The following is a 21402-nucleotide window of genomic DNA, read 5'->3' as shown; positions in this document are numbered from 1 at the left end:
GGCTGCGTCACGAGCCGCTGCGGACGGTGGACCTGGACCGGTTCGCCATGTGGGCACGGCAGTCAGGGATCGACGCGAGGGCTGACGTCACCCGCGACAGCTCCCTCGTCCGCGGTGGCCGGGTCCAGTTGCAGGGGCTCGACCCTGCCCTCCAGCATGGTCCCCAGGCCCTGTACGGCGCAGATGTCGGGCCGTTCGGCGATGTGCACGGGCATGTGCGTGGCCTGGCGCAGCATCTGGTCGAACCCGGGCAGCAGCGCACTGCCGCCGACCATCATGATCCCGCGGTCGGCCAGGTCCGCGACCAGATCGGGCGGGCAGTCGCGCAGCACCTTGCCGATGCTGTCGAGGACGACGGTGAGCGGGGTCTGGATGGCGTGCCGTACGGCGGCGGTGTCGACCTTGACGCTGCGGGCGAGGCCGGTGCAGACGTCGCGGCCGTGGATCTCGGTGGAGGCCGGGCCGTGGGACGTGAGCCCGTTCCCGGACAGGGCGAGCTGCAGGGGCCGGACGCTCTGGCTGGGCAGCATGAGTTCGTGCTCGTGCCGCAGGTGCTGCACGATGGCGTGGTCGACGGCCTCGCCGCCGACCCGGACGCGTTCGGCGGTGACGATGTTGCCGAGGGAGAGCACGGCGACCTCGGTCGCGGCCGCCCCGCACACCATGATCATGCTGGCCTCGGGCTGCTCCACGGGCAGCCCGCAGCCCACGGCGGCGGCGATGAGCGTGTCCACGAGCTCCACCCGCCGTGTGCCGAGCCCGACGAGGGTCTCGATGGCGGCGCGCTGGGCGAGCGGATCGGCGTTGTGCGGAGTGCAGACCGCGGCGCGCAGGAACGGCTTGCGGCGCAGGGTGCGGCGCATCTTGTCACCGAGGAGCTGCCGCAGCATGCGCTGCGCCATCTCGATGTCGACGACGGTGCCTCCGGAGACGGGCCGTACGACACGGATGTAGTCCGGGGTACGGCCGGTCATCTTCTCCGCGAACTCACCGACCGCGATGAGGGCACCGGTCCGGGTGTTGACGGCGGCGGCGGAGGGCTGGTCGACGACGAGTCCGGCGCCCTTGACGTAGACGCGCGTCCTGGCCGCCCCCAGGTCGACGGCGAAGTGGCAGCGACGCAGCTGCTCCGGAGTGGCGGTCATGGGGGGTCCTCCCGAGAGCGCAGACCATGGGTCCGCCGGGTGGGTGGCGGGCCTCGCTTGGGGTGTGTGGGTCGTGTTCGCGGGGCCGGCGGGTGTGGCGGCCTCCCTCGCATCGTGCGGGCGGCCGGGAGGGGGGCGCCTTTTGGAGGGGGCCGGGTGGGGTGCCGCTGAATGGGGGGTTTTATTACTGATGGGGAGTCAGGCGGCGTGTCGGATCACCGGGGGCGGTGGGCTTCGAGTAAGGCCGGAGGGGGTCGGCGGTGCCCATGAGGGGGAGGCCCAGGGCTGGGCGTCCAGGGCGGGCGTCCAGGGCTGGCGTCCCGGTCTCCGCCCAGGGCTGGCGTCCCGGCCTCCGCCCCTTCCCCCTTCTCTCCCCCTCCCTACCCCTCGACGACTCCCCGGATCACCCCCAGCTCCACCAAGTCCTGGGGCCGGACCCGGAGTTGGTCCGCCGTCGCCTCCACATCCTCCGGCCCCCGCTTCAGGATCGCCGCCGCCCACTCGGGGGCGATGACGGAGAAGTAACTGTCCGGCGTGGCCCAGGTGTTGCCCGGCGCCGCCAGGGCCAGCGCCCCGCCCGAGCCGCCCTCGCCGATCAGCAGCGTGGTGATCGGGACGCGGGCCGCGGCCACCGCCCCGAACAGGTCGGCGATCGCGGCACCCACCCCCTGCCGTTCCGCCTCCGCGTCATTGGCGGCGCCCGGCGTGTCCACCAGCGTCAGCACCGGGACGCCGAGCCGGTCCGCGAAGCGGATCAGCCGGGCAGCGGTGCGGTAGCCGGCCAGGCGGGTCGCGGTGCCGGTCTGGGCGGCGTAGGCGACCGTACGGCCCTCGTGCGCGCCGAAACCGCAGAGCATGCCCTCGGTGTCGACACCACCGCAGCGGTCACCGCCGATCGCGACGCGGTCGGTGAAGTAGGCGGCCAAGTAGGCCTCGGCGCGCGGACGCCGCGGACCGCGGGCGCGTCGGACCGCGTCCCAGCCCGTGGCCGGCAGGTCGCGCGCGCCCAGGGCGCGGGGCACCGCGGCCTCCTGGGCGGGCGGTCCGGCCAGCAACCGCAGCCAGCGCCCCAGCACCTCCCGCAGCTCCTCCGGCCGGACCACCGCGTCCGCCGCCCCCGCCGCCACCTGCGCCTCGGCCGTGTACGCCGCCGGATCCGCGTCCGGCGGGCGGACCCGGGAGCCCGCGAAGCCGACCTGGGCACCGGGCAGGGCGAGGACGACATCGGCGCCCGCGCCGAGGGTGGCCCAGCCGCCGCCCGTCGTGGGGTCGCGCAGGACCGCGATCTGGGGCAGGCCCGCCTCCCGCGTGAGCGCCGTCTGCCGTGCCACGCGCTGGAGTTGGGTCAGCGCCACCATGCCCTCCTGCATCCGGCTGCCGCCCGTGGCGACCAGCGGGACGACCGGGAGGCGGTGGGCGCGGGCGTACGCGTACGCCGCCTCCAGCCGGTCCCCGGTGCGTTCGCCGAGCGAGCCGCCCAGGAAGCCGAACTCGAACACCGGCAGCACGGCCCGCGTGCCCGCCACGCTCGCGACGCCGCAGACGACCGACTCCTCCTCGCCGGTGCGCTCGGCGGCACGCGCGCGTGAGGCGCCGTAGCCCTGCCAGGCGAGCGGGCCGTCCGGCCCGGACTGCCGTTCCGGGTGGGGGAGTTCGGTGAACGTGGAGTCGTCGGCGAGCCGGGCGATGACCTCGCGTGCCGACAGGCGCCGCTCAGTCATGGGTCAAAGCCCGCTTCATGATCTTCCCCATGTCGTTGCGGGGGAGGACGTCGAGGTAGTGGACCTTGCGCGGGCGCTTGTGCGGGGCGAGGCGTGCGGCGACGTGGTCCGCCAACTCCTCGGCGGGCGGCGGTGATTGAGGATCCGCCGGGACGATCCACGCCACGATTCGCTCGCCCAGGTCGGCGTCCGGTTCGCCGGTGACCGCGGCCTCCCGCACCCCGGCGTGTTCGAGGAGCGCGTTCTCGATCTCACCCGCCCCGATCTTGTACCCCCCGCTCTTGATCAGGTCGGTGGCCTTGCGGCCGACGATCCGGACGTACCCGTCGCCGTCGCGCACCGCCATGTCGCCGGTGCGGAACCAGCCGTCCCGCGTGAAAGCCGCGGCCGTCGCGTCGGGGCGGTTCAGATACTCGGTGAACAGGTTCGGGCCGCGCACCTGGATCTCGCCCACGGTCTCGCCGTCGTACGACGCGATCGGCGTCCCGTCCTCCTCCACCAGCCGCAGCTCCACGCCCGGCAGCGGCACGCCGACCGTCCCGGCCCTCGGCTCGCCGTCCGCCCGCACGCTCGTGTTCATCAGCGTCTCCGTCATGCCGTACCGCTCGACGACCCGCTGCCCGGTCGCGGCCGTGATCCGCTCGTGGTCGTGCACGGGGAGCGCGGCCGAGCCCGACACGAGGAGGCGGGCCTTGCCCAGCGCCTGCGCCAGTGCCGGGTCCTCGGGGAGCGCCTGAGCGATGCGGTGGTACATCGTCGGCACACCGAACATCATGGTCGCGCCGTCGTTCAGCTCGCGCGCGACTCCCTCCGTGCTGAACCTGCCGAGGTGCCGTACGGATCCGCCGCGGCGCAGCGGGCCGAGGATGCCGAGGACCAGGCCGTGGACGTGGAACAGGGGCAGCCCGTGCACGAGGACGTCCTCGCCGGTCCACTGCCAGGCGTCGGCGAGCGCGTCCAGGGTGTGCGTGACGGCCCGGCGCGGGATCACGGCGCCCTTGGGCGGGCCGGTGGTGCCGGAGGTGTAGACGATCAGGGCGGGGTCCTCGTCGGACACCGACGGGGCGGACACCGAAGGGGCGGGGAGCGGGCCGGTGGCGTGCGCGTCGACGTCGATGCGCACCAAGTCGCCCAGCGGAGAAGGGAGTTCGTCCCCCGCCGCGGCCAGCACCAGCTGCGGCGCACAGTCGGACAGGATGTGCCCGAGCTCCTTCTCCCCGGACTTGGGGTTGAGCGGCACGGCGGCGACACCGGCCTCCAGCGCCGCCACCACGGCCACGGCCGTCTCCAGCGCCGGGGTCGCCCAGACGGCCACTCTGCCCGCCCCGCCGATCCGCGCCGCGAGGGCACCGGCGGCGGCGCCGAGCTCGCCGTACGTCAGGGAGCGGTCGCCGAACCGCAGGGCGGGCCGGTCGGGCCGGCTGCCTGTCAGGGCGGGGAAGAGAGAGGACACGCGTCGTACTCCTTAACTGTTCAAGGGACACCCGGCTGCTGTCGTCTGTCGGCCTACCCCCAGCCCGGCACGACCATCACCAGCCACACCACCGCGGGCACCACCGCCACCACGATCCCTCCGTACACCATCAGCTGCCGGAAGAAACGCTCACGGTCCACGTCCGGTGCCGCGGCCAGCACCAGCGCACCATTCGTCGAGAAGGGGCTCACGTCCACGACCGTCGCCGACACCGCCAGCGCCGCCACCATCCCGACGGCCCCGATCTCGCCCTGCGCCAGGAACGGCACGGCCAGCGGAATGAGCGCGCCCATGATCCCGACGGACGAGGCGAACGCCGAGACGATGGCGCCGATGTAGCAGAGCAGTACGGCGGCCAGCAGCGGGACGCCGATTCCGCCGACGCCCTCGCCGGCCCAGGTGATGGTGCCCATCTCGTCCAGGACGCCGACGTACGTCAGCACACCGCAGATCAGCAGCACCGTCGGCCAGGCGATCTCGCCGACCGCCTTCCGGCTGTCCTCCGGCCACGCGGTGCTCAGGAGGACGGCGAGGGTGATCGCGGTCAGACCGGCATCCAGGTCGAAGGCGAGGACGGCGACGACGAGGGCGACCAGGGAGAGGAGGGTGGCGGTGCGGGCGGGGGTGAGGGGGGTGGTGGCGACCGGGGTGGCGGTGGGGGCGGGGCGGGTGACGGTGGTGGCGGCCTCGGCCGCGCCCCCGCCGCCGGAGGGGGACTCGCCCGGAGTGTCCGTGGCGGCGTCGGTGGCGCCCTTGCTGTGTCCGTCCGGTGCCGTGTCCGCCGAGGTGTCCACCGCCCCCTGCGCCCACAGCTTCAGCCCGCCGAAGAGGACGAACACGACCGCCGCGATGAGGATGTTGACGATCAGGGAGGCCAGGAAGAGCGCGATCTCGTTGCCCGGCAGCTTCTCCCGCTCGACGATGCCGTTGACGATCGAGCCGTAGATGCTGATCGGCGAGAAGCCGCCGCCCTGCGCGCCGTGCACGACCATCGCGCCCATCAGCAGCGGGCTGATCCCGTAGCGGGCGGCGAAGCTCAGCGCGATCGGCGCGACGATCGCGACCGCGGCCGGACTGACGGCGCCGATCGCCGTGAGTGCGCCGGTGAGCGCGAACATCACCCAGGGGATCAGCGCCACGCGCCCCCGGACGAGCCGGATGGAGGCGTGCACCAGCCAGTCGGTGGTGCCGTTGGCCCGCGCGATGGCGAAGAGGTACGTGACGCCGACGAGGACGACGAACAGGTCGCCGGGGAAGCCGGCGAAGATGCCGTCCGCGTCGAGGTCGGCGACCAGGGTGCCGACTGCGAAGGCGGCGGCGAAGGCGAGCGCGCCCATGTTGATCGAGCGGGTGGTGGCGATGACGAACACCACGGCGAGGACGAGGATCGAGATGAGTTCGGGGGACATACGGGCTCCCGTCTCTGGGTCCCGGAGCGGTTGCGGGTAGACGCCCCTGAGTGGCCGAGTGGCTGAGCCAATTCCGGGGCGCTGGCTGGAAAGCGTGGGCTCGCGAGGGCGGGACGTCAAGGGGTCGCGCCAGAATTGGCTCAGCCACTCGGCCACTCGGCCACCGAGCGGCCCGGTGTTACGCTCCCGGCGAGAGGGGGACCCCGTGACCGACGCCCTGCGCCCCATGACCAAGCAGCGCCTCTACGAGCAGGTGCTCGACCGGCTGCGCGCGTACGTCGCCGAGGGCGGCCTCGGCGCCGGGGACCGGCTGCCGACCGAGCGCGACCTGGCCCAGCGGCTGGGGGTCAGCCGGGCGTCCGTGAAGCAGGCGATCGTGGTCCTGGAGGTGCAGGGCCTGGTGGAGGTGCGGCACGGCGGCGGCACCTACCTCGTGCGCGACAGCCTCGACGTGGAGCCGGTGGAGCGGATGGTCGAGCGCCGCCGACGCCTCCCCGACGTCCTGGAGGCCCGCGAGGCGCTGGAGACGAAACTCGCCGAACTGGCCGCCGAGCGCCGTACGGAGGAGGACCTCGCGGCGATGAGGTCGGCCCTCGCGCACATGGCCGAGGAGATCGAGGGCAACGGCCACGGAGTGGAGGGCGACCGCCTCTTCCACGCCGCGGTCACCGCCGCCGCGCACAGCAGCATCCTCGCGGAGTTCATGCGCTCCATCGCCGGCCAGATCGCCGAGAGCCGCACCGAGTCCCTCCGCCAGCCCCACCGCCCGGGCCGCTCCCTCGCCCAGCACCAGGCCATCCTCGACGCGATCGCGGAAGGCCGCCCCGCCCAGGCGGCCGCGGCGATGCGCCGCCACGTCCGCACGGTCGCGAAGGTGCGGCTGCTGGACTGGGAGCCGGACGGGGAGAACTGACCGCGCGGGTGCGCGCCTCAGTTCGGTGTGCATGTATGTGGGTCCAATCCTGTTCGGATGTGGGGGGGGAGGACCTTTTGTCGTACGTGTGCCGTAGGTCGCCACAAGGCCACGTCCGATGGGGCGTTACGAGGTTGGTGCCCGGGTAGCCGCCGTCGGCGATCGTCACGGTGTTGCCGACGGCGGCCTTGGCGCCGGATTCCTCCCATGCCTTGCAGTCATTGCGGTTGCCGGGCACTGGCTGGCCGACCACCACGACCCGGCGGCTGCCTCACCCTCGCCGGATAGACGGGCAAGCAGGACAACGACCGACCTCGCCCAACCCCATTCGAAGATCAGTTACGGGACAAGCCTTAGCCTCCGCCTTTCACCTGCCGCGGCGTAAGGAAACGGCCTAGGGCCACGGGCACAGTCACGTCCCTGACGGTCGCGGTTGTTCCGGTGGTACCGAGCTCTCGGCGACCGCCATCCACTGGTCCAGGTCGGCCTGGGTGAACTCTGCCCACGGGGGGATCTCGGGGAGCTGGCGGAGGAGGTCGTAGGCCTCGGAGATCTTGGGGCCGCGGAGGACCGGGGAATGGCAGCCGGCGATGACCTCGGCGTTCAGGCGTTGGAAGTCGTCCACGACCGTCCGGAACTTCTGGGTGTCCAGCAACGCGACCCAGGGAGAGACCAGCCGTCCGCCGAAGAATTGGCCGTCGCGGAACTCGTCCGCGGACAACGCCGCTATGTCCGGCATCGGGGTGGGTACGTTCGTGGCGAAGGTGTCGACGGCCCACAGGACGTTGGTCTTCGAGTCGAAGAGGGCGCGGGTTGTGGGATTGTCGTACAGGGGCGGTCGTTTGGCGACCAGGGTGCGGTCGCCCGCCTCGATCGTGTCGCCGTCGGTCATGAAGCGGCACCGGTTGATGGGGGTCTCCCACTCCTCGGCCATGCGGCCGATGGAGAACCATGTCGTCAGCAGGGTCGCGTTCGGGCATTCGGCGAGGACCGCCAGGAGGTTGCCGGCGTGGTCGCGGTCGTCGTGGGTGAGGAAGATCCACCGTACGTCCAGGGGATCTACGACGGACCAGGCTGCCTCCAGCCACTGGGAGCGCACTGCAGGCGCCCCGGTATCCACGAGGACCGGTTCGGCTCCCCGGATCACCATCGAGTTCATCGGGAAGTGACCGAGCGGCGGGGCCTCAAGGGCCCACGGGATGACGAACGTCTCCTCGGCGATCTTGTACGGCTGCAGAAGGTTGAACGTTTCCATGGTTGTCATCGCTGCTCTCCCTAGGACGGAGTCGCCGCAGCATCCATGAATCCAGTGCAGCCCCGTGGCGGGCCATCGTCAAACGCAGAACGTTCATGAGTCCTCGTTGCTGTGCCGACGGGGACTCTGCGTTTGCGAGGTGCGGTCTTTTCGGGGCTGGGGCAGGTTGACGGCCCGGTTGTCGCGTCGGGTGGGCGCCGGATTCCACTTTCCCGGTGTGGTGGTGCGGATCGTTGGGGCGGTCGGTGTGGCTGGTCAGCCGGGGCTCGGCAAGGCGTTGAGCCGGTCGACTGCCCGGGTGATCTCGTCGGTCCAGGGCCACCGGGTCGTGAAGCGGAGCCAGCGGCGGCGGCCGGTGGTGACGAGCTGGGCGGCGGCGAAGAACAGCCGCAGGCGGAGCTTCTTGGGTTCCCAGCGGCGGGTCTTGCCGGTCAGGGCGAGCATTGGCATCCAGGCGAGGAGGTCGAGTGCGAGTGAGACGATCTCCAGCCAGATGCGGTTCTGTGCGGTGTCGTGCAGGGGCAGGTTGCGCAGGCCGGTGTCGCGGGCGCCTCGGATGCGGTCCTCGCAGCGGGCCCGCCTGCGGTGACGCAGTTCGAGATCGGCGAGCTGGCCGCCCTTGGTGTTGGTGGCGAAGCAGGTCAGCCGCAGCCCGTCGAGGTCGGTGAAGCGCAACTGGGCGCCGGGGTGCGGGCGTTCCTTGCGGACGATCATCCTCATGCCCTTGGGCCAGGTGTTCAGGTCGGGGATGTCGGTGATCTCCGCGACCCAGGCGCCGGGTCGCTCGGTGCCGTCGGCGTCGTAGGTGGCCGCCCTGCTGCGGCCCCTGGGCGAAGTCCTCGTAGCCCTACGACCGGTAAAGGGCGTGGATGTCGATGAGGGCTGCTTCCTTACGCAGGGTGGCCCCCTGCACTGCTTCTCGCGGGCCGGGCAGCCGCTGGCACCTAGAAGTCTCCGGCAAGGCGCAGGCGTCACGGCCCCCGGCCTCCGTCGTTCCTCAGGCCCCCCGTTCCACCACGTCCGCCACCACGCAGCTGACGTTGTCCGGGCCGCCGGCGTCGTTCGCCGCGGCGATCAGGGTGTGTACGGCGGTGTCGGGGGCCGGGGCGGAGGTGAGGAGGTGGCGGATGTGGGGGTCGGGGACGACGCCGGAGAGGCCGTCGGAGCAGAGGAGGTAGCGGTCGCCGGGGGCGGCGTCCTGGAGGCGGAGGTCCGGGGTCGCGGGGGTGGTGGGGGAGAGGGCTTTGAGGAGCAGGGCGCGCTGGGGGTGGGTCTTGGCCTCCTCCGGGGACAGGCGGCCCTCGTCGATCAGTGACTGGACCACCGTGTGGTCGTCGGTGATGCGGAAGAGCGCGCCGTCGCGCAGCAGGTACGCGCGCGAGTCCCCGATGTGCACCAGGGCCAGCCGCGAGCCCGTCCACAGCAGCGCCGTCAGTGTCGTGCCGGTGTCCTCGCCGGTACCGTCCGCCGCGTCCCGGATCGCCTCCTTGGCGCCCTGCACCGCCTCCTCCAGCAGGTTGAGGACGTTGCCCGCCGGAAGCTCGGCCGTGTCCAGGAAGCGCAGCGCCTCCACGGCCGCGCTGCTCGCCGCCGCGCCCTCGGGGCCGCAGCCGTCGGCCACCGCGAGCAGCCGGGTGCCCGCGTAGGCGGTGTCCTGGTTGGCGGGGCGGACCCGGCCTCGGTCCGAGTGGGCGGAGTAGTGAAGTTCCAGCATGTTGGTGTCCTTCCTGTCGTTCCTCGACGCTGTGGTCAGCTGGTCGATCAGGAACTCGGCCAGGTCCCGCCGTACCGCCGTGTCCGCCTCCACCCGCGCCCAGTACGCGCGGATCTCCGCGGCCGCCTCCTCGGGCGCGAGCGCACACACCTCACGGATCCGCGCCAGCGGCATGCCCAAGCGGCGCAGCCACGCGACCAGACGTGCCTGCTCCAGCTGGGCGGGCGCGTAGTAGCGGTAACCCGTGTCGGGGTCGACGCGCGCCGGGCGCAGCAGGTTCAGCTCGTCGTAGAGACGCAGTGCCTTCGGCGACAGTCGGCACGCCTTCGCGAAGACGCCGATCGTGAGCATTTCCGGCCGCATGCGCACCCCCGTACCTGTCCGGTTCCGCCACCGATGCTGTGGCTTCACCGAAGGTGAAGGTCAAGCGGGCTGTTTCGGTTCCGGCGCTGGTTGTTAGCCTGCGATCCGCCTGACCGATCCGCCTGACCGATCCGCTTGACCGATCCGCTTGACCGATCCGCCCGCCCCGACCGGTCCGCCCGACCGATTCGTCCGAAGGAGCCCACCGTGCCCCGCATAGCCCTCGTCACCTGCCGTCCCGGCCCCGAGGTCGCCGTCGACCGCGACCTCCCCGTGCTGGTGCGGGCGCTGCGGGAGGCCGGGGCCGAGGCGGAGTCCGTGGTGTGGGACGACGAGCGGGCCGACTGGGGTGGGTACGACCTCGCCGTGATCCGTTCCACCTGGGACTACAGCTGGCGGGCGGCGGAGTTCCTGGCCTGGGCGGAGCGGTGCGGCAAGGTCACCCGGCTCGCGAACCCGGCCGAGGTGGTGCGGTGGAACGCCGACAAGCGGTATCTCGGCCACCTCGCCGAGGCGGGGGTGCCGGTCGTGCCCACCCGGTACATCGCGCCCGGTGACGGCATCAACGGCATCAACGGCGGCAACGGCATCGACCGCATCGACGGGCTCCCCGTCGATCACGAGTACGTCGTCAAGCCCACCTCCGGCGCCGGCGCGCGATTCGCCGCCCGCTACACGCCCGACGACCACGACACCGCCGTACGCCAGCTGTCGCGCATGCACGCGGAGGGGTTCACCGCGATGGTGCAGCCCTACCTCAAGAACATCGACGTCAGCGGGGAGCGGGCCCTGCAGTTCTACGGCGGCCGCCTGCTGCACGCCAGCCGCAAGGGCGCCGTCCTCACCCCCGGGACGCCCTACGACGAGCGCAAGGTCGCCCACCCCGGCCTCGAACCCTGGACCCCCACCCCGGCCGAACTCGCCGTCGCCGAACGCGCCCTGGCCGCCGTACCGGAGGCCCCCGAGCTGCTGTACGCGCGCGTGGACCTCGTCGACGGGGAGGACGGGCAGCCGCGGGTCATGGAACTGGAGCTCGTCGAACCGAACCTGTTCCTGTCGCTGCACCCCGGGTCCGTGCCGCGGGTGGTGGAGGCGATCCTGGCGGCGGCGGAGCAGCGGTAGCTTCTCCGGTCAGTCGCCGGAAGTCTCTCCGGTCAGTGGTCTCTCCCGTCAGTCGCCGGACTGCTGCTCGTGCCGGTGGGTGCCGCGGGCCAGCTCCTGCAGGATCTCGTGCTCCGTCTTCCCGGTCTCCCGGGCGATCTTGCGCAGCAGCAGGGCGCACAGGGCCGCGCTGCCGTCCATCAGTGCCTCGGCCGCCATCGGGTCCTCGCGGCGCCGCTCCGCCACGTACGCCGACAGAAGGTCGTTCCCGGACACGTAGGCGGTCATCAACTCGATGCCGGTACGGATGCGGTCGTAGTCGCTACTCATGTGCCGAACGATTGCACACGCCCGTCGCGCCACGTGGTTCAGCCACCGACGGCCACCGCCACCCGCTGCAACAGCCCCCACGTGAACTCGGCCACCACCTCCCGCCGCACCCCCTCCCCGTCCGGCGCCGTGAACGCCAGCCCCCAGCGCGTCGGGGCCGTGCCCTCCAGGGGGCGGGCGGGGGCGAAGGCGCGGGCGGCCTCGTCGACCGTGCAGGACCAGGGGGTGAGGTCGGCGAGGGTGCGCAGGGGCGGGCTCTCGGCGTCGGGGGCGCGGACCAGCCACTCGTTCCACACCGCGCCGTTCGGGGCGAGCAGCACCTCGAAGCGCAGGTCGGGCCAGAGCGGGACCGGCCACAGCCAGGCCTCGCACTCCAGGTCGCCGACCTTGCGGGAGATCACCGACTCGGGCTTGCCGAACACCGAGCGGTACCGGGAGGCGGCGGCGCGGGAACGGGGCGAGCGGACCATCGCCTGCCAGCGCTTGTTCGCCGCGCGCATGTCGGCGAGGGAGACGCCCAGTTCCCGGCGGGCGTCCTCCACCAGGTCCGGGGTGTGGTCGGCCATGCGGCGCAGCAGCACCAACTGGAAGTCCAGGGGAGTGAAAGGGCTGGGACTAGCGGGGCGCTTTCCGGAGGGCATGCGCTCCATCGTCGCCGATCGGGCGGCGGCCGTCGGGGAGGAAGAGGACCGAGTTGACGTATCGCGGGCCGCGGAAGGGCAGCACTCGGCGCAGCAGGCCCTGGGTGACGACGTACGAGGTCTCCGCCTGGTGGGTCTCCAGCGGGAAGCGGCTCAGGGGCACCCAGTCGCGGCCGGGCAGGACCCAGCCGTCGTAGCCGAGCAGCGACAGATACGTCACCACTGGGGCGATCGGCTGGATGCGGGACTCCAGCTCGATGAACAGGGCGGGCCGGTCGCGCGCCAGGATAGCGGTCGCGCCGCGCAGCACCGCGAGTTCGCTGCCGTCCACGTCGACCTTGATGAACCCGACGTCCTTGAGGCCGAGTTCGTCGAGGGTGACACAGCTGACCGGCAGTGCCGTGGCGTGGATGTTCCGGCGGACCAGGGAGGACACCCCCCGGTCGCCGGCGTCGTGCGGCGGCAGCCAGAGCCGGGCCGCGCCGGGGCGCTCGGCCGCCGCGGCCTGCACGACCCGGACGTTGGGCGGAGCCGTCGCCGCCAGGAGCCGCGCCAGATGAGGGACCGGTTCCACGGTCACCACCCGGCGGGCCCGCCGCGACAGCCGCCGCGTCCACGGGCCGTACCAACCGCCGACGTCCACGGCCGTGCCGCACTCGGCGGGACACAGCTCCGCCAGCCGGGCCAGCTCCGGCTCGAAGCGCGGGTACACGGCCCGGGCGACGGCGGCGACCAGGCGGGTGGGCAACAGAGGGGCGAGGTGCGCGGCCAGGGTCATGGGGCCATCCGTTTGAGGAGTTCCTCGTGCTCGTCGTCGGAGACCTGCTCCCCGGAGGCCGGCAGCAGCTGAGGGATGCCGTCGACGATCGGGTAGCGGCGGCGCAGACGGGGGTTGTACAGCGCCTCGGCCGCTTCTTCCGTCTCTTCCGCTTCCTGCGCTTCTTCCGTATCGGCGGGGCCGCTCGGTACGACGAGGTGCAGCTGCCCCTTGTCGAGGGGACACGCCAGGATCTGGAGCAGGGGGTCGTCGGGTTTCATGGTGGCGTCAACTCCTTTGCGCCGATGGGGGGTTGGGGAGACGGCGGTGGTGCCGGCGGGTCGTGCCTCGGCATCGACAGCAGTACGGCGAGCGCGAGCGCCGTACCCGCGATCCGCAGCGCCAGCCGCAGTGGGTCCTCGGGCAGTGCCTCGCCGAACGACAGCGTGCCGAGCACGGCCGTGTACAGGCACGTCACCGTCGTGCACACCGGCACGATCAGCGAGGCCCGGCAGCGTTGCAGCGCGGCCTGCGACATGACCAGCCCGAAGGCGCCGGTGAACAGGAGCAGATACGGGTACGGGGAGCGCAGCAGGTCAAGGAGCGCGCCGCCGATCCCGGTCGCCGTCAGGTAGCTCGACACCCCCTTGATGGCCAGCGAACTGACCCCGTACAGCAGCCCCACCGCCACGCCGTACTCGACGCCGGTCGTCGGCAGCCGGTGCCGGTGCCGGGCCCTGCGCTCGGCGGAGTTGTACAGCCACACGCCCGCCGCCAGCGAGGGCACGCACACCAGCAGGATCAGCGGATACGGCGCCTCTTGGCTGACGGTCTCCGAGCCCTCCCGCAGCGACAGCACCACCATCAGCAGCGCGGCGAGGATCGCGCCGATCGCGTACCGCTCCCGCCCGCTGGTCTCCTCGCCCAGCAGCCGCGCCGACAGCAGCACGAGGAGGACCAGCCCGGAGACGAAGATGCCCTGCGCGGCGGCGATCGGCAGGGTGCGGTAGACGACGAGCTGCGCCCCGAAACCGGCGGCGAGGGCGAGCGAGCCGCCGATCCACAGCGGGCTGCCGAGCACCAGCCGCAGCAGCCGGGCGGGTTGCCGGATGCTCACCTGCGGAAGTGCGGTGAGCGCCCGTTTCTCCAGGACGAAACCGAGGCTGTACAGGGTGTTCGCCATCAGGGCCGCGGCCACTCCCCACCACATGGTCCAGCCCCCCCTTACGTCCTTCGCGCGTGCAGCAGCAGGATCGAGGCCAGCGACGGTCTCGCGCAGGCCAGCCGGTCGAAGGGCCGGAGCGGACGCGGTACGCCGTGGAAGGGCGCGCCCGCGAGGCGTACGACCTCGAAGCCGGACGCGGCCACGAACTCCCGTAGCGCACGGGCGGTGTAGAGCCGCAGATGCCCCACGACCTCCTGCCCCGGCCGGCCGTGGATGGCCCGCAGGCTGACCTCCGAGAACACCGGCTGCACCCCGGCCAGCAGCAGGGCGCGGTTGTACCAGGCGGCCAGGTTCGGCGTGGAGAGCATGAGGTGGCCGCCGGGGCGCAGCACGCGGCGGATCTCGTCCAGCGCGGCGTCCGGGTCGACGAGGTGCTCGATGACCTCGCTGAACAGCACGGCGTCGGCGGAGGCGGACCTGAACGGCAGCCCGCCGTCGGTGAGTTCACCGCGGACGGCGTACGGGATCCGGGTGCGGGCCCGGCGCAGGGCGTCCTGGGACCAGTCGATGCCGATGATGCGGTGGCCGGGGAGGAAGGGGGCGGCGGTGGCCGCGGCGGTGCCGTCGCCGCAGCCGATGTCGAGGATCGTGCGGGTACGGCCGTCGGTGGTCGCCGGTCCCAGGGCTTCGGCGAGCATGCGGGCCTGGCGGCGGCTGCGGGGGGTGCCGGAGGCGACGGGGACGGCGGGGTTCTCGTAGAAGTCGCGCAGTTCCGGGGGCTTCACGGGGGAGGCCGTGGTCATGGGGTCACCTCCGTGGTGTGCAGGTGGTGCTCGAAGAGGTCCCGGAGATGGGCGCCGTCGCCCTGGCCGAGCAGGGCCCGCGACCAGCGCAGGGCGAGGTGGAGGCGGCCCGCGGTGGAGGCGGTGGTGACGGTGAGGCCGCGGGGCATCCGGGCCGGCGCCGAGAACCACACGGCGTGCGCGCGGCCGGCCTCCTCGCCGAAGTCCAGGGGGTACGGGATACGGCCGATGTTGCTCAGGAGGGTGGTCGAGGTCCAGGGCGCGGCGGCCCTGCGCAGGCCGCGGGTGAGGGCGGCGCGGACGGCGACGGGGGCCCACGGGGCGGTGAGGAGGGAGGCGCCGTGGCCGAGTTGGGGGCGGGGGAGGGATCTGAGGGCGCGGGTGCGCAGTGCCGTGCGGCGCAGCAGGCCGGGCATGTCGTCGTCAGCCTGCTGCAATTCGTCGGGGCTGAAGGGGACTTCGACCAGTCGGGTGCCGTTGCCGATGGGCATGGTGGCGTCGCGGGGGCGGTCGTCCACGGGCATGGTGATGCGCAGGGGGCGGGGGTGGGCGCCGTGTTCTCTGTTCCAGTGGGCGATGGTCAGGGCGGTGGTGACCATGAGCTGGTCGTTGACGGTGTAGGGGGAGCCCTTGGGGCGGTGGGGGAGGGGGAGTTCGGTGACGAGCATGCCGTTGCCGGGGGAGGGTTCGGGGGTGCCTTGCGCTACCCGCGCGGGGTGGGACCAGTTGGAGGGGAGTTCCTCGGTGGGGGGTTGGGGTTCGATCGTGCGGGTGGGCGGGGCCGCGGGGGAGTTGTCCTGGCCGCCGTACAGCTCCGCGGCGGTGGCGAGGACGCGGAGGCAGGCGGGGCCGTCGAGGGCGGTGTGGTTGATGGTGAGGAAGAGAACGGTCCCTTGGGCCGGGCGTGGCGGCGGACCGTCGGCTCCGCGCGGCTGGACACCTACGGCATCCGTAGCCTCGCTCCCCTCGACCGGCCCGCTCCCCTCCACCACCTCCAGCCGTATCGGCGGCGACAGGGTCAGCGGCGGTGCCTCCGTCAGTGCCCGCGTGCGCGCGTCCCGCAGCGCGTCCCGCCCCGGCACCGGGAAGCTCACCACCTCCACGTCCGGCTCCGCCGTCAGCTCCCACTCGTACCGGCGCCGATACCACGGCCCCGGCGCCTCCCGCATGAGGATGCGGGGATGCCGACGCAGCGCCTGAGCGAAGGCCGCACGCAGGCGCCCCGCGTCCAGCCGTCCCGGCAGGTGCACCTCGATGTGCACCGTCTCCGGCTCCTCCTCCTGGAGGCAGTGCCGGGCGACCTCGTCCACGACCGGGAACGGGACGCGTACCGGCGGACGCAGTGGCCCCTCGGCGCGTGCGGGCTGCTGCAGTGCGGTCATGTGGCTTCGCCCTTCCCGGTGTCGTCGGGCTCCGGAGTGTCGTCGGGGCGGCTCGGTCGGAACCTCGGCTTGCCGAACCCGATGCGCGCCGTCGGCGGATCAGGGTCCGGCCCGCCGGGGCCGCGTGCGGAGACGGTCGGCCCCGACTCGGGCCGGGGTGGTTCCGTCGGACCCTGGCCGTAGGGCTCGGTCCCCAGTGGACTACGCCCCCGCTCCCGCTGCGGCAACGGCCGCGTCGGCGCTTCCGGGACGCCCGCCGGAACACCGCCTCCAGCGCCCGCCGGGACACCTCCTCCGGCGACAGCCGGCACCCCGGCCGCCCCTTCCCGCCCCCGCTCCCGCACACCCACCACACCCGCGAACAGTCCGATCAGCGCCAGCAGTTGAGCCACCGGACCGAAGGCGCCCTCTTCCGCCCCCACCGGCTCCCCGGCCCCCATCGCGGCGGCGACTCCCGCCCCGGCGAGCGCCGCCACCGCGATCGGCACCAGCAGCGCATGCCGCCGCCATGCCACCACGGCCAGCGCGGGCACCAGCAGTGCGAACCATCCGGCGATGAACACGCCCACCACCGTCACGGCCACCGTGCCCAGCCACAGCCCGGGCAGCGGCGCAGCGGCCTGCGGCTCGTCGGGATTCGGCGCCCGCCGACGCCACAGCGCCAGCCCGGCCAGCAGCGCGAGCGCCACCGCACTGCCGATCAGCCCGCCCTCGTACAGCACCGCCGGCTCGTACGACAGCTCGACCGTGCCACCGGCGCCCGCCGGGATCCGCCAGCCCTGCTGCCAGCCGTCCAGCCGTACCGGCGACAGTTCCTTGCCGTCCAGCGTGGCGCGCCAGCCGTCGTTGAAGTTCTCGTACATCGTCAGGTAGCTCGCCGCCCCCGTGCCGACCGTCACCGCGCGCCGGTCGCCGAGCCAGTCCCGTATCTCCAGCTCCCGCCCTGCCGTCGCGGCCTCGGCGACCGTGCCGCGGGTCAGTGTCACGTCGGTGAGCGTGAGGGGCCCGCCGTCCCCGGCCTCGACCCGATGGTCACCGGCCGACAGCGACAACTCGGCGTCACCCCGGCCTTGCTGACAGAGCGTCACATCGATCTGCCGCCGCTCCATCAGATCCCGTACGGTCCCCCGCGCGCTCGTCTCGTACAGCTTCCCGTCCACCGACACCACCGGCCCCTTCCCGCACGGCAGCGAGAACGGCCGGGATTCGCGCGGCTGTGGGGTGCGGTACTGGTCGAGGGCCGGGATGTAGGCCTCCGTCAGGCCCGCCGGCAGCTGCAGGTCCTCGTCCACCATCGGGTTGTAGAGGGTCAGCGGCGCGGTCTGCGTGATCGTGATGTCCAGGCGGTCGGTGGTGATGGGAGGGAAGCGGACCCAGCCGTTCTCATCGACTCCGGCGATCACCGCACCGTCCGGGGAGCTGATGTGCACCTCGGTCGGACGCGTGGTGAGGCCGCCCGCCGGCGCGAGCACGATCTCTCCCACCGCCTGCTTTCCGGGCCAGCGCAGATGGATCGTGGGCCGGTCGCCCGCGATCCACGCCGTGGTCAGGTCGCCGTCGGTGAGGTTGCGGGGGGACAGGCCCGTCCCCAGTCGCGCCGTGGAGTCGGCGGTCGCGACGATCCGGTTCTGCTGGTCCGGCGCCACCTCGTACAGCAGCCGGTCCAACTCCTCGCCCGCCACCGGCACCGCGCTCGCCCGCATCTCGTACGTGCCCGTGGTGGACGTGGTGAAGCTGCGGTGCAGGCCGGCCTCCGTGCCCGTCGGCGACAGCCCGGTGGGGTCGGCCGTACGGGACAGGGAGACGATCTCGGCGGCGGTCGAGGAGTCCTCGGCGTCGGTGGGCAGCCGCAGCAGGCGGGTCACCTGCACGTCCGGCAGGGCGATCTCGGAGAAGCCGGCCCCGGTCAGCCCGCCCCGCCGTGACACCGAGTCCGTGATCGTCAGCTTCATCCAACTCGTCGCGCCCGCAGGCGCCTTGACCGGCTGCGTCGAGCCGTCCGGCCGGAGGAAGGAGTTCACCGCCCCCTTCTCCGTCTCCACCCGCACCCGCGTCGGCGCCTCCCGCACACCCTCCTGCGGCAGCGGCGTCACCTTGAACGACGTCGGCATGTCGTACGACCCGCCCGCGAAGGCGATCCGCAGCCACTCCCCGTCCGGCGACCCCTCCGAGCCCTCGGTCCATGCCGTGTCCGGGTTGCCGTCGAAGGCGTTGACCGGGTCGAACTGCGGGAGATGGAAGAGCCAGCTGCCGTACGAGGACGCGGTCACCGACCGTGCGCCGCGCAGCTCGGCCACCGTCTGGTGGTCGAGGCCTGTCGTCGGCAGGATCTGGTGCGGTTTCTCGCCCGCGTCCTGGGCGGCGTCCGGCGCATTGCGCTCATCGCGCGTGTACGTGTACGACGTGTTGGCGTTGATCAGCCCGAACCGCGTGTCCGCGCGCCGCAGCCCGTCGCCGACCACCTGTACCTGCGGTGAGCCGAGCCCGGGATGGTTGTCGCCGGTCAACACCGTTGCCCGGCCCCGTAGTTCGGACGCCAGCGGCAGCAGCGCCTCCGGACCGCCGGACACCACGGCCGTGTCCGCGACCGGCTGCAGCCCCGCCTGATGGGGGCGCGGCACGTCCTCGCTCACCGGCTTGTAGATCTCCACCGCCCGCTGCCGTGGATACAGCCCCTCCACCTGGAGCGGGGTGCCCGGGGCGATCGTCCCGCCGGTCATGACCGGCCCGAGGCCGGTCACCCGCTCGTACCCGGACTGCTCCAGGGTCCGCTTCACCGTCGTGGTCGGCACCTGACCGATCTGGTCGGGGTCGAGGTCGTTGCGGACGACGACGTAATGGACACCCGCCCGGCTCAAGTAGTCGGCCAGCCCAGGCACTTCGGCACCGCTCGTCAGCGCCTGCTCGACGGCGTCCATGGCGCGCCGGTTGCCGGGGGTGCCGAAGGGGACGTAATCCCGTTGCGCCCAGCGCGAGTTGGCGACGACGTCCAGGGGCTGGTCGATGGTGGAGCCCCAGGTGTAGATGCCGTGCGCGGTGGCCGGGACGACGAGGGCGCGGGCGTCGGGGGAGTACTTCTCCATCCAGTCGGCCGTGGCCTGCCAGTACTTGGGGATCTCCTTGAAGGAGCCGGGGTTGAGGATCGAGCCGTTGAGATACGGCCACATCAGCCCCGGCAGCACCAGCACGGCGGCGATCAGCGGCGCGAACCGCCGCCACCGCACCGGCCGCGCCCCGCGCGCCTCGGCGGCCACGCCCACCAGATGGGCGAGCCCCAGTACCAGCGCCAGGGCCAGCCCCGGCTGGAACTTGTAGATGTTCCGGAAGGGGACAAGACCGCCGTCCAGCCAGTCCTGCACGACCCCGTGGAAGGGTGCGCCGAACGCACCGCCGTACCCGGCGAGCAGGATCAGCGCGACCGTCACCACGGTCAGCACCAGCCACCGCCGCTCCGGCATGTCCCGCCGGGCCAGCCCGGCGAGCCCCAGCCCGGCCGCGAGCGCCGAGCAGACGATCACGACGACGGAGGCGGCCACGGTCCAGCCGGCCGGCAGCCAGGACTCCCCGAAGTGCAGATAGGCGACCCAGTTCCCGGCGCCGCGCAGCGCCTCCGTCGCCGACATGGTCTCGGTGGTGGTCTGCGAACTCTCCACATACGGAAGGAAGTTCTCGCCGTACGTGCCGAGCAGCAGAAGCGGGATCACCCACCAGGCGGTCGCCAGTACGACACCCGGCACCCACCACGCGATCAGCTTCCGCTGCCGTGGCCCGGGCGGGCGGGAGAGCAGATACAGCCCGACGGGCAGCAGCGAGGCCAGCGTCGAGGCGGCGTTGACGCCCCCCATGAAGGGGATGATCAACGCCGACCGCAGGGCGGCGACGCGCGCGGCATACCGCTCATTGGTCAGCGGAAGCAGCACCCACGGCAGAAAGGCACCCGGCAGCGCGGCGGCGGACGTGGACCCGACCACGATGGTGAAGACGGGCCACAGCGCATACACGACGGCGCCGAGGAGCCGCGACGCCCCGCTGCCCACCCCCAGTCGCTCGGCCAGCCGCAGGGCACCCCAGAAGGCCACCGACACGATCAGCGACAGCCACAACCGCTCCGCCAGCCACACCGGCAGCCGTACGGCGTCGGCCAGCCAGTAGAACGGCAGCATCGGCCACAGATAGCCCGAGTACTGATTCTGGATCCCGCCGAAGCTGCCCTGGTCGGACCAGAGTTGCCCGAGGTCGGACAGGAACCGGCCCGGATCGACGGTCACACCCAGCTTGGTGTCGAACGTCTGCCGCCCCGGCTGCACCGCCAGCAACAGCACGAACACCACGGCCCAGAACCCCAGCAGCCAGCGCCGCGAGCGCGGCCCCTCCGGCGGCCCCGAGGCGGGCGCGGAGGTGGGCACGGCTGCCGGGGGAGGAGCCTGGACCGTGGTCGTCGTCATGGTGGACACCGCCTGAGGATGAGGAGGAGGTTCCAGGTGGCGAACTCGCGCAGGCCGGGCACCTTCACGACGCCCTCCGCGAGGAACGGCCAGTAGCGGGAGCGCGCCGAGACGATCTCCACGTCGTCCCGGGCGCGGACCTGCCGCAGGGTGGCGCCGATGTGCACGGCGAAGAGGTTCTCGCCGAGGGTGTGCTTGGCGGGCCGCCCGGTACGGCGCTGGTAACGGGCGCGGGCCCGCTCGGCGCCGAGGTAGTGCCAGGGCGCCCACTCATGGCCGCCCCAAGGGGACAGCCAGTTGGTGAACGACACATAGATCAGTCCACCGGGCCGGGTCACGCGCGCCAGCTCACTGAGGAACGTCTGCGGATCGGCGACATGCTCCAGCACATTGGAGGAGAAGGTGACGTCGGCGACCCCGTCCCGCAGGGGCAAGAGATAGCCGTCGGCGACAACGGCCCCGTCGGGAGGCTTCTCCCCGAGCTCGCGCATGTCCGGTTCGAAGAGGTAGGCCTGCGCACCTCGCCGCCGGAACTCCTCGGTGAAGTACCCCCCGCCCCCACCGACGTCGACGACGGTACGCCCGGCGACGGGGCCGTCGTAGGCCTCGACTTGATCGGCGGCGTCACGGGCGAGGAGCGAGTAGCAGGCTTCGGGGTCGTCCTGCTCATGCAGGAAGGCCCGAAAGAGAGCGAGGGACCGCTGAAGAGAGGGATCCTTCATATCGCCGGGTGGTGGGGCGCCCCTAAAGGGGCGCGGGGCTGTTGTCGATTTGCGGCTACCGC

Annotated in this window: 17 protein-coding genes and 2 pseudogenes; 2 read left to right on the top strand and 17 right to left on the bottom strand. The window is 72.6% G+C overall.

All coding sequences use genetic code 11. The annotated features are described in order from the left end of the window. Positions 1 to 62: 62 nt before the first annotated feature. The 4 genes from ACTMVF_RS23360 to ACTMVF_RS23345 all read right to left on the bottom strand — a co-directional run bounded on the left by ACTMVF_RS23360 (position 63) and on the right by ACTMVF_RS23345 (position 5749). Positions 63 to 1145, bottom strand: a complete 1083-nt coding sequence (locus tag ACTMVF_RS23360; protein ID WP_441273039.1) for a rod shape-determining protein — start codon at positions 1143 to 1145, stop codon at positions 63 to 65. A gap of 380 nt (positions 1146 to 1525) precedes the next feature. Next, positions 1526 to 2866, bottom strand: coding sequence for a carboxyl transferase domain-containing protein (locus tag ACTMVF_RS23355; protein WP_441273038.1), 1341 nt, complete (start codon positions 2864 to 2866; stop codon positions 1526 to 1528). Beyond that, entirely contained in the window at positions 2859 to 4319 is a 1461-nt protein-coding gene (locus tag ACTMVF_RS23350; protein ID WP_441273037.1) for an acyl-CoA synthetase, read from the bottom strand. Before ACTMVF_RS23350 ends, ACTMVF_RS23355 begins: the two co-directional genes overlap by 8 nt. Before the next feature lie 53 nt (positions 4320 to 4372). Continuing rightward, positions 4373 to 5749: an SLC13 family permease gene (locus tag ACTMVF_RS23345; protein ID WP_441273036.1), complete on the bottom strand. Its 1377-nt coding sequence runs from the start codon at positions 5747 to 5749 to the stop codon at positions 4373 to 4375. Between the two features lie 205 nt (positions 5750 to 5954). Here ACTMVF_RS23345 and ACTMVF_RS23340 point away from each other — a divergent pair, with 205 nt between their 5' ends. Next, positions 5955 to 6662, top strand: coding sequence for a FadR/GntR family transcriptional regulator (locus tag ACTMVF_RS23340; protein WP_441273035.1), 708 nt, complete (start codon positions 5955 to 5957; stop codon positions 6660 to 6662). Between the two features lie 115 nt (positions 6663 to 6777). Here the strand turns inward: ACTMVF_RS23340 and ACTMVF_RS23335 are convergent. From ACTMVF_RS23335 to ACTMVF_RS23320, 4 genes and pseudogenes are all read right to left on the bottom strand, one after another. After that, positions 6778 to 6930: pseudogene (locus ACTMVF_RS23335) on the bottom strand (IS5/IS1182 family transposase); the annotation flags it as partial. A 144-nt stretch (positions 6931 to 7074) separates the two neighbouring features. Next, positions 7075 to 7926, bottom strand: a complete 852-nt coding sequence (locus ACTMVF_RS23330) for an MBL fold metallo-hydrolase (protein WP_441273034.1) — start codon at positions 7924 to 7926, stop codon at positions 7075 to 7077. Between the two features lie 246 nt (positions 7927 to 8172). Beyond that, positions 8173 to 8721 (bottom strand): annotated as a pseudogene (locus ACTMVF_RS23325) (transposase); the annotation flags it as partial. A 193-nt stretch (positions 8722 to 8914) separates the two neighbouring features. Further along, a complete protein-coding gene (locus tag ACTMVF_RS23320) occupies positions 8915 to 9994 on the bottom strand; it encodes a MerR family transcriptional regulator (RefSeq protein ID WP_441273033.1) in 1080 nt (359 codons plus the stop codon). 207 nt (positions 9995 to 10201) lie between these two features. On the opposite strand from ACTMVF_RS23320, the gene ACTMVF_RS23315 reads away from it, so the two are divergent. Beyond that, the gene (locus ACTMVF_RS23315) at positions 10202 to 11116 is read left to right on the top strand and encodes an ATP-grasp domain-containing protein (RefSeq protein ID WP_441273032.1); all 915 of its coding nucleotides are present in this window, start codon (positions 10202 to 10204) and stop codon (positions 11114 to 11116) included. Between the two features lie 48 nt (positions 11117 to 11164). On the opposite strand, the gene ACTMVF_RS23310 is transcribed toward ACTMVF_RS23315, so the two are convergent. From ACTMVF_RS23310 to ACTMVF_RS23270, 9 genes are read right to left on the bottom strand one after another with little or no spacing between them, the layout of a single operon-like run. Beyond that, the gene (locus tag ACTMVF_RS23310) at positions 11165 to 11425 is read right to left on the bottom strand and encodes a hypothetical protein (protein ID WP_302000958.1); all 261 of its coding nucleotides are present in this window, start codon (positions 11423 to 11425) and stop codon (positions 11165 to 11167) included. 38 nt (positions 11426 to 11463) lie between these two features. Then, positions 11464 to 12075, bottom strand: a complete 612-nt coding sequence (locus tag ACTMVF_RS23305; RefSeq protein WP_441273031.1) for a hypothetical protein — start codon at positions 12073 to 12075, stop codon at positions 11464 to 11466. Beyond that, positions 12041 to 12844, bottom strand: coding sequence for an FkbM family methyltransferase (locus tag ACTMVF_RS23300; protein WP_441273030.1), 804 nt, complete (start codon positions 12842 to 12844; stop codon positions 12041 to 12043). Before ACTMVF_RS23300 ends, ACTMVF_RS23305 begins: the two co-directional genes overlap by 35 nt. Next, on the bottom strand, positions 12841 to 13104 hold the full coding sequence (locus ACTMVF_RS23295) for a Trm112 family protein (protein ID WP_441273029.1): 264 nt from the start codon (positions 13102 to 13104) through the stop codon (positions 12841 to 12843). The genes ACTMVF_RS23300 and ACTMVF_RS23295 overlap by 4 nt, the downstream gene beginning before the upstream one ends. Continuing rightward, complete coding sequence (locus ACTMVF_RS23290) at positions 13101 to 14021, bottom strand: hypothetical protein (RefSeq protein WP_441273099.1); 921 nt, start codon at positions 14019 to 14021, stop codon at positions 13101 to 13103. Before ACTMVF_RS23290 ends, ACTMVF_RS23295 begins: the two co-directional genes overlap by 4 nt. Before the next feature lie 26 nt (positions 14022 to 14047). Next, complete coding sequence (locus tag ACTMVF_RS23285; RefSeq protein ID WP_441273028.1) at positions 14048 to 14791, bottom strand: class I SAM-dependent methyltransferase; 744 nt, start codon at positions 14789 to 14791, stop codon at positions 14048 to 14050. Further along, entirely contained in the window at positions 14788 to 16173 is a 1386-nt protein-coding gene (locus ACTMVF_RS23280; RefSeq protein ID WP_441273027.1) for a condensation protein, read from the bottom strand. The genes ACTMVF_RS23285 and ACTMVF_RS23280 overlap by 4 nt, the downstream gene beginning before the upstream one ends. Next, the gene (locus ACTMVF_RS23275) at positions 16170 to 20618 is read right to left on the bottom strand and encodes an alpha-(1->3)-arabinofuranosyltransferase domain-containing protein (RefSeq protein ID WP_441273026.1); all 4449 of its coding nucleotides are present in this window, start codon (positions 20616 to 20618) and stop codon (positions 16170 to 16172) included. The genes ACTMVF_RS23280 and ACTMVF_RS23275 overlap by 4 nt, the downstream gene beginning before the upstream one ends. Continuing rightward, positions 20615 to 21340 carry a class I SAM-dependent methyltransferase gene (locus tag ACTMVF_RS23270; RefSeq protein ID WP_441273025.1) on the bottom strand — a complete coding sequence of 242 codons (726 nt, stop codon included), beginning with the start codon at positions 21338 to 21340 and terminating at the stop codon, positions 20615 to 20617. The genes ACTMVF_RS23275 and ACTMVF_RS23270 overlap by 4 nt, the downstream gene beginning before the upstream one ends. Positions 21341 to 21402: the final 62 nt, after the last annotated feature.

The sequence above is a fragment of the Streptomyces sp. SD31 genome (genome assembly GCF_052068475.1).
In the GTDB taxonomy this organism is placed as follows: Bacteria; Actinomycetota; Actinomycetes; order Streptomycetales; family Streptomycetaceae; genus Streptomyces.
Note: the sequence above shows the minus strand (reverse complement) of the source record. Positions and strands in the feature narration are given on the sequence as shown.